Source organism: Massilimicrobiota sp. mt181 (genome assembly GCF_055420065.1).
In genome coordinates, this window is record NZ_JBVAYN010000017.1 from 40701 (window position 1) to 48035 (window position 7335).

Below are 7335 nucleotides of genomic sequence, written 5' to 3' on the forward strand. Positions count from 1 at the left end.
ATTGGAGGGAAAAGAAATGAAGATAATGAGAAAATTTATAGAATATTATAAACCATATAAAACAGTTTTCTTTTTGGATATGATTTGTGCTATGATCATTAGTCTGATTGATTTAGCCTTTCCTCAGATTCTGAATTATTTGAATGCAACGCTTTTTGTTTCTGATCATCAGACCATTATGCGTTGTTTATTATGGTTGGCTGTCTTTTTGTTGGTGATGTATGCTGTTCGTGCATTATGCAAATATTATGTTTCTGCACAAGGACATATTATGGGAGCACAAATGGAAAGAGATATGAGAAAGGATTTGTTTGATAAATTTGAACAATTATCTTTTTCTTATTATGATAAAAATAATACTGGAGAAATGATGAGTAAATTAGTGAGTGATTTATTTGATATATGTGAATTTGCACATCATGGACCAGAAAATATATTTATATCATTGCTTAAAATTATTGGTTCATTTGTTTTATTGATGTATATTCATGTACCACTCACAATCTTATTAATGATTGTGACATTATGTATGTTATTATTTTCATTAAAACAAAATAAATCTATGCAACAGACATTTATGGATAATCGTCGTCAGATTGCTGGGGTTAATGCTTCTTTACAAGATACTTTAGCTGGTATCAGAGTTGTCAAATCTTTTGCAAATGAAGATATTGAAAGACATAAATTTGCGATTAGTAATGAAAGATTTTTAACAAGTAAGAAAAATAATTATCATTGTATGGGAAAATTCCAAGGTGGTAATAATTTCTTTCAGGGATTACTTTATGTCACAATTTTAGTTGCTGGGGGATTTTTTATTGCTGATGGATCATTACAACCCGTAGCCCTTGCTACATATGCTTTATATATTAATATTTTTATTACTCCTATTGAAGTTCTTGTTGAATTTACAGAAATGCTTCAAAAAGGTTATTCTGGATTTAAAAGATTTAATGAAGTTATGGAAACACAAGTGGAAATTGAAGATGCCCCAGATAGTCATGATTTAGAGAATGTCAAGGGTGTTATTGATTATAAAAATGTCAATTTTGGATATGATGATGAAAAAGTTTTAGAAAACTTAAATATTCATATTGATGCTGGAAAATCAGTTGCCTTGGTAGGACCGTCTGGTGGTGGAAAAACAACAATCTGTTCATTATTGTTACGTTTCTATGATGTAACAAGTGGACAAATTGAAATTGATGGTCAAGATATTAGAAAATTGACTTTAAAATCATTAAGACAATCTATTGGTATTGTGCAACAGGATGTTTATTTGTTTACAGGTTCTATTAGAGACAATATTGCTTATGGTAAACCAGATGCCAGTGATGAAGAAATAATAGAAGCAGCAAAAAAAGCAAATATTCATGAATTTATTATGAGTTTACCTGATGGTTATGATACATATGTAGGTGAGAGAGGAACACGTTTAAGTGGTGGTCAAAAACAACGTATTTCGATTGCCAGAATTTTCTTAAAAGATCCAAAAATTTTAATTTTGGATGAAGCTACAAGTGCTTTGGATAATGAAAGTGAACGTCATATTCAAAAAAGTCTAGAAGTATTATCAAAAAATCGTACATGTATTACGATTGCCCATCGATTATCAACTATTAGAAATGCTGATGAAATTATTGTCATTGGTAATAATGGTATTGTTGAAAGAGGAACACATCAGTTCTTATTAAATAAAAATAATGTTTATGCGAAATACTATCGTTTACAATTTGAAGGATTGGAAGAAGAGAATGCTTAAAAATGGACAAATTGTATATTTTCTTGTTCAAGGGTATATTATGAGTGGAAAAGTTTTTCATATTCAAGTTAAGGGTCAGGAATATACATTTCAAATTGAAGGTTATGCCAATTGTAGTGGTCATCATGAGATTTCATCAAGACAGATTCATTACTCTATCTTTTTAGATGAACAGGAAGCTAAAAAATATCAGGATAACCCTGCCATGTATTTGGAAAGTCATTGTTAGTAACACAGTCGTGTTACTTTTTTTCATAACAACATAGATATTTTAAAAAGATGTTGTTATACTATATGAAAGTAGATAGAAAGGAAATGGTTCAAATGAATGATGATATTATTGTTGCTATAGCGACTTCACGTTTAGAAGCAGCTATATCAATTATTCGTTTAAGTGGTAAAGATTGTATTGCCTTTGTTCAACAATTTTTTACTGGAAAAATTATAGATAAAGCAAGTCATACTATTACATATGGTTTTATTAAAGATCAGGATGAAAAAGTAGATGAAGTCCTTGTCAATATATATCGTGGTCATCGTACATTTACAGGAGAAGAAATGGTTGAAATCAATTGTCATGGTGGAGTCTTTATTACACAGAAAGTTTTAAACTTATGTTTAAAGAAGGGTGCACGTATGGCAGAACATGGAGAGTTCTCAAAAAGAGCTTTTCTCAATGGTAGAATTGACTTATCACAGGCTGAAGCTATCAGTGATTTGATCAGTGCTAAAAATGATTATGCTTCACAATTAGCATTGAAAGGAATTCAAGGTAATATCAGTCATTTTATTGAGGATTTAAAAGAAGACTTAATTCAAATTATTACACAGATAGAAGTCAATATTGATTATCCTGAATATGAAGATGTTGAAGAATTAACAGCAGATTCATTATTGCCAAAAAGTGTTAAGCTACAAGAAAAAATGGATCATATTATAGAATCTTCTAAAAATGTTCATTTATTGAAAGATGGTATTTCAACAGTCATTATTGGAAAGCCAAATGTTGGAAAATCAAGTTTATTAAATGCTTTATTGGATGAAGATAAAGCTATTGTGACAGATATTGCTGGAACAACGAGAGATATTGTAGAAGGAACAATTCGTTTGGATCAGATTGTTTTAAATATGATAGATACTGCTGGTATTAGAGATACAGATGATGTTGTTGAAAATATTGGTGTCCATAAATCTAAAGCTTTGATTCATAAAGCAGATTTGGTTCTTTTGGTTTTAGATGGATCACAACCATTAACACAGGAAGATAAAGATTTATTAGAATTATCTGAAGACACAAATAGAATCATTGTTATAAATAAAAAAGATCAGGGTGTGTTGAATGATATTCAAGGTATATCAATTAGTGCTAAAGATCATGATATTGATCCTTTGATTCAAAAGATTAAATCAATGTTTGAATTAGGAGAGATTACATCATCACAAGATGATATTTTAGCTAATGCTAGACAAATTCAATTACTAGAAAAAGCCAATCAATCATTAAAATCAGCTATTGAAGCTATGAAACAACAGATTCCTACCGATTTGATCGTCACAGATTTATATGAAAGTTGGGAAAGTCTTAAAGAAATTTTAGGGGAAAGAGCAAAAGAAGATTTATTAGATGAATTATTTAAACGCTTTTGTATAGGTAAATAAGATGAAAAAGTACAATTCATTAGCATTAAGATATTATAAATTCTTTAAATATTTAAGAACTATAGCTATCGTGAGTTTTGTTATATTTTTGATTGTTTCAGCTTTCAATAGAGGGCAAGAGATTTTAACACTTATTAATTATTTTGCTATATTAGTGACATTGTCATGTCTTTTAGAATGTGTCATTCTTTATATTTTATATTTGATTTTTAGAAACAAGTGAGAAGATGAATTTTTCATCTTTTTTCTTTTTATGTCAACTTCATCTTTTAAAAAGTAAAAAGAGTGCTATAATAGGCAATCGTGGGAATAGGGGGAAAGATGATGTCGAAAAGTTATGAAATTGATATGTGTCATGGACCATTATTAAAACAAATTATTATTTTTTCAATTCCATTAATGCTTTCTGGAATATTGCAATTATTATTTAATGCGGCTGATATTATTGTTGTTGGAAGATTTACAGGAAGTGAGGCTTTAGCTGCTGTAGGCTCTACAAGTTCATTAATTAATCTATTAGTCAATTTATTTATTGGTATTTCTGTAGGAGCCAATGTACTCTTTGGACGTTTTTGTGGTGCTCACGATGAAAAAAACGCTTCTGAGACAGTACATACTGCTATTTGTACAGCTATCTATGGTGGAATTGTAATGATTTTCGTAGGTAATTTATTAGCAAGACCATTATTGGAATTAATGGGTACTCCACTTGATGTTATTGATTTATCAACAATCTATATGAGAATTTATTTTGTTGGTATGCCAGGTTTTATGATTTATAATTTTGGTGCTGCTTTATTAAGAACTGTTGGTGATACAAAAAGACCACTATATTATTTAACTTTAGCAGGAATTATTAATGTTATTTTTAATTTGATTTTTGTAATTGTCTTTCATTTAGGCGTTGCAGGTGTTGCCATATCAACAGCAATGTCTGAGTGTATTTCTGCTATTTTGGTTTTAAGATGTTTAATCAAAGCTGATGGTGTTTTAAAATTATCTAGAAAAAAATTACATTTTCATAAAGATAAATTAATCAAGATGTTAAAGATTGGTTTACCTGCTGGTTTACAGGGAATGGTTTTTAATATATCCAATGTTTTAATTCAATCATCTGTAAATTCATTTGGATCTATTATTGTTGCTGGAAATACATCAGCAAGTAATATTGAAGGCTTTGTTTATACGGCTATGAATTCTATTTATCAGACATCATTAAGTTTTACGAGCCAAAATATGGGTGCTAAGAATTACCAAAGAGTAGATAAAATTTTAATAAGATGTCTAGCAGTTGTCAGTCTTATAGGCTTTGTTTTAGGTTTTGGAGCGTATTTGTTAGGAAATATCTTATTGACAATTTATTCAACTGATGCGCAAGTTATTGAAGCAGGAATGATCCGTCTAAGTATTGTTAGTGCCTCTTATTTCTTGTGTGGAATCATGGATGTTATTGTTGGCAGTTTAAGAGGTATGGGTTATTCTGTTATGCCAATGATTGTTTCTTTAACAGGAGCCTGCTTGTTTAGAGTCATTTGGATATTTACTATTTTTGAGATGAATCATACTTTATTTACACTTTATATATCTTATCCAATTTCATGGATATTGACATTAAGTGTTCATCTGATTTGTTATTTAAAAGTACGTAAATATGCTTTTGTATAAAGTAAAAGAAGGATTTTTTAATTAAATCCTTCTTTTACTTTATATGTTCATGAAGATAATCTAAGAATTTTTGAATACGTTTTTCATTCCCATTTCCTGATAAATGAAAATAATGTATATCTTCTAGTTCCTTAGGCATACATTTTTTACCAGAATAATGGTTTGGAAAAGCATGGATATTATCAAGGCCAATGCCCCTACCCAATTTTTTGGCACTTTTATAGCTAGCATCCTGTAAAAATGATGGAATAGGAATATAACCACTCTTTTTCACGTCATTCATTGCATAAAGAATGCCATAGACTGTATCTGATTTTGGTGAACAGCAGACATATAATGCAGCATGAGCTAATATTTTTGCAGCTTCAGGCATACCAATTCTTTCAGCTGCTAACATAGCATTTGTAGCAACAACAATAGCTTGTGAATTGGCCAGACCAACATCTTCAGATGCACAAACACAGATTCTTCTCGCAATGTATTTGATATCTTCGCCAGCTACCAGCATTCTTGCCAGATAGTACAGTGTAGCATCAGGATCTGTATGTTTCATGGATTCTATAAAGGCAGAAATAGCATCATAATGGTTATCACCATTTGCATCATAGCGAATGGCTTTCTTTTGGATACATTCTTCAACAATTTCTAGGGTTATATGTAAAAAGCCATCTTCTTGTGTCGGTGTTGTCAGATAAGCCAATTCTAAAGCATTCAAAACACTTCTTGCATCTCCATTAGCCATGTCAGCTAAAAATTTCTTTGCTTCATCATCCATAATCATATTAGCATTTCCCAAACCTTTTTCCTTATTGGATAATGTTCTGTTCATGATTTCTATGAGGTCTTTTTTATTGAGTGGTTTTAATTCAAAGATACGACATCTTGAAAGTAAGGCATTGTTGATTTCAAAATAAGGATTTTCTGTTGTTGCTCCAATGAGAGTTACAACTCCATCTTCAACATAGGGAAGAAGATAATCCTGTTGATTTTTATTGAATCGATGAATCTCATCAATAAAAAGGATAGTCTTTTTTTGATAGGCTCCATAATGATACTGAGCATCTTTAATGATCTTTTCAATATCTTTGATACCTGCATTCGTTGCATTGAGTTTATGAAAGTAGGCATGTGTCGAATTAGCAATTACTCTTGCTATGGTCGTTTTTCCAGTACCAGGTGGTCCATATAAGATAATAGAACCTAGTCGATCAGCTTTAATAGCACGATAGAGTAATTTATTTTTTCCAATAATATGCTGCTGTCCAACTATTTCATCTAATGTTTCTGGTCGCATACGACTGGCAAGAGGAATTTGCTGTAAATCTAGTTGTTCTTCAAATAAATTTGTTGTTTCCATTTTTATCTCTTCTTTCATTTATTTTATGATATTCATATCATTTCAAATATGGCATACTAAAATTGAATAGACTTTTTATTTTAAAATCCAATAAATGCCCTGAGCCATTCTTAAAGTCGCATCATGAAAATGATTACCATCATTTTCATGATATACAGTTTGTATACCTTGTTGATGATAGATATGTTCTAATTCTATAGTTTTATCTTTGACTGAAGCTAATAGGGGATTTCTTGTTTTATTTTCTTTATTTCCTAATGAAAAATACATTTTTTGAATATGTGAGGAGATTGTATTTTGCTTAACAAAATCAATAAATTGAGGAAACCACACAGATCCAGAAGCTGAGACAACTTTTGAAAATATATCTGTTTTATAGGCTGTATAAATAGCAAATAGTCCTGCTAAAGAATAACCGGCAATAGTATAATCCAGGATATTATGGTGAAGCTCATTTTTGATATAGTCACAAGCTTGAGGAATGATTATATGAGTTAATTCTTCGATGTAATCATTAGCGTGTCCTAAAAAATGATTGTCTTGATGATTTAATCCTTCTGCATACCAGGGTGTTAAATCATTATTCCAATCTAAATGAGAAATAGAAACCAAGATAAATGGTTGACTATGAAGTAAGCAACATTGATGAAAAACATCCTGTCCTTCATTTCCATATGTATTTAATATAACAACAGGAAGATTTTTGTCATGAGATTGCTGATAATGAATTTGAATTATTTTGTTATGAATTGTCCATTCTTTAGTCATTTTCTTCACCTCACATTATTTATTCAGCTATGATATTCATTATACTTTCAATTCAATAGAGTGCAAGCTTATACATTATATCTACAAAAAAAACAATGTATCAAAATGATATCATTGTTTTTAT

At 30.1% G+C, this 7335-nt stretch carries 6 protein-coding genes; 4 read left to right on the forward strand and 2 right to left on the reverse strand.

Going from position 1 to position 7335, the window contains the following annotated elements; genetic code table 11:
- Window positions 1–16: 16 nt before the first annotated feature.
- The 4 genes from ACZYT4_RS10155 to ACZYT4_RS10170 all read left to right on the forward strand — a co-directional run bounded on the left by ACZYT4_RS10155 (window position 17) and on the right by ACZYT4_RS10170 (window position 5086).
- The gene (locus ACZYT4_RS10155; RefSeq protein ID WP_463785315.1) at window positions 17–1762 is read left to right on the forward strand and encodes an ABC transporter ATP-binding protein; all 1746 of its coding nucleotides are present in this window, start codon (window positions 17–19) and stop codon (window positions 1760–1762) included.
- Entirely contained in the window at window positions 1755–1991 is a 237-nt protein-coding gene (locus ACZYT4_RS10160) for a hypothetical protein (RefSeq protein ID WP_463785317.1), read from the forward strand. The genes ACZYT4_RS10155 and ACZYT4_RS10160 overlap by 8 nt, the downstream gene beginning before the upstream one ends.
- A 95-nt stretch (window positions 1992–2086) precedes the next feature.
- Window positions 2087–3421, forward strand: coding sequence for a tRNA uridine-5-carboxymethylaminomethyl(34) synthesis GTPase MnmE (mnmE, locus tag ACZYT4_RS10165; RefSeq protein ID WP_463785324.1), 1335 nt, complete (start codon window positions 2087–2089; stop codon window positions 3419–3421).
- A 324-nt stretch (window positions 3422–3745) separates the two neighbouring features.
- The gene (locus tag ACZYT4_RS10170) at window positions 3746–5086 is read left to right on the forward strand and encodes an MATE family efflux transporter (protein ID WP_463785319.1); all 1341 of its coding nucleotides are present in this window, start codon (window positions 3746–3748) and stop codon (window positions 5084–5086) included.
- A gap of 34 nt (window positions 5087–5120) precedes the next feature.
- Here ACZYT4_RS10170 and ACZYT4_RS10175 read toward each other — a convergent pair whose 3' ends face one another.
- Together ACZYT4_RS10175 and ACZYT4_RS10180 are read right to left on the reverse strand one after the other, a co-directional pair.
- Window positions 5121–6443: a replication-associated recombination protein A gene (locus tag ACZYT4_RS10175; RefSeq protein ID WP_463785321.1), complete on the reverse strand. Its 1323-nt coding sequence runs from the start codon at window positions 6441–6443 to the stop codon at window positions 5121–5123.
- Between the two features lie 75 nt (window positions 6444–6518).
- The gene (locus ACZYT4_RS10180; protein ID WP_463785323.1) at window positions 6519–7211 is read right to left on the reverse strand and encodes an alpha/beta hydrolase; all 693 of its coding nucleotides are present in this window, start codon (window positions 7209–7211) and stop codon (window positions 6519–6521) included.
- Window positions 7212–7335: the final 124 nt, after the last annotated feature.

What these genes read in the sequence shown, in the direction of transcription:
- ACZYT4_RS10180 (WP_463785323.1), bottom strand. Translation starts at nt 7,211, where the DNA reads ATGACTAAAGAATGGACAATTCATAACAAAATAATTCAAATTCATTAT.
- ACZYT4_RS10155 (WP_463785315.1), top strand. Translation starts at nt 17, where the DNA reads ATGAAGATAATGAGAAAATTTATAGAATATTATAAACCATATAAAACA.
- ACZYT4_RS10170 (WP_463785319.1), top strand. Translation starts at nt 3,746, where the DNA reads ATGTCGAAAAGTTATGAAATTGATATGTGTCATGGACCATTATTAAAA.
- ACZYT4_RS10160 (WP_463785317.1), top strand. Translation starts at nt 1,755, where the DNA reads ATGCTTAAAAATGGACAAATTGTATATTTTCTTGTTCAAGGGTATATT.
- ACZYT4_RS10175 (WP_463785321.1), bottom strand. Translation starts at nt 6,443, where the DNA reads ATGGAAACAACAAATTTATTTGAAGAACAACTAGATTTACAGCAAATT.
- mnmE (WP_463785324.1), top strand. Translation starts at nt 2,087, where the DNA reads ATGAATGATGATATTATTGTTGCTATAGCGACTTCACGTTTAGAAGCA.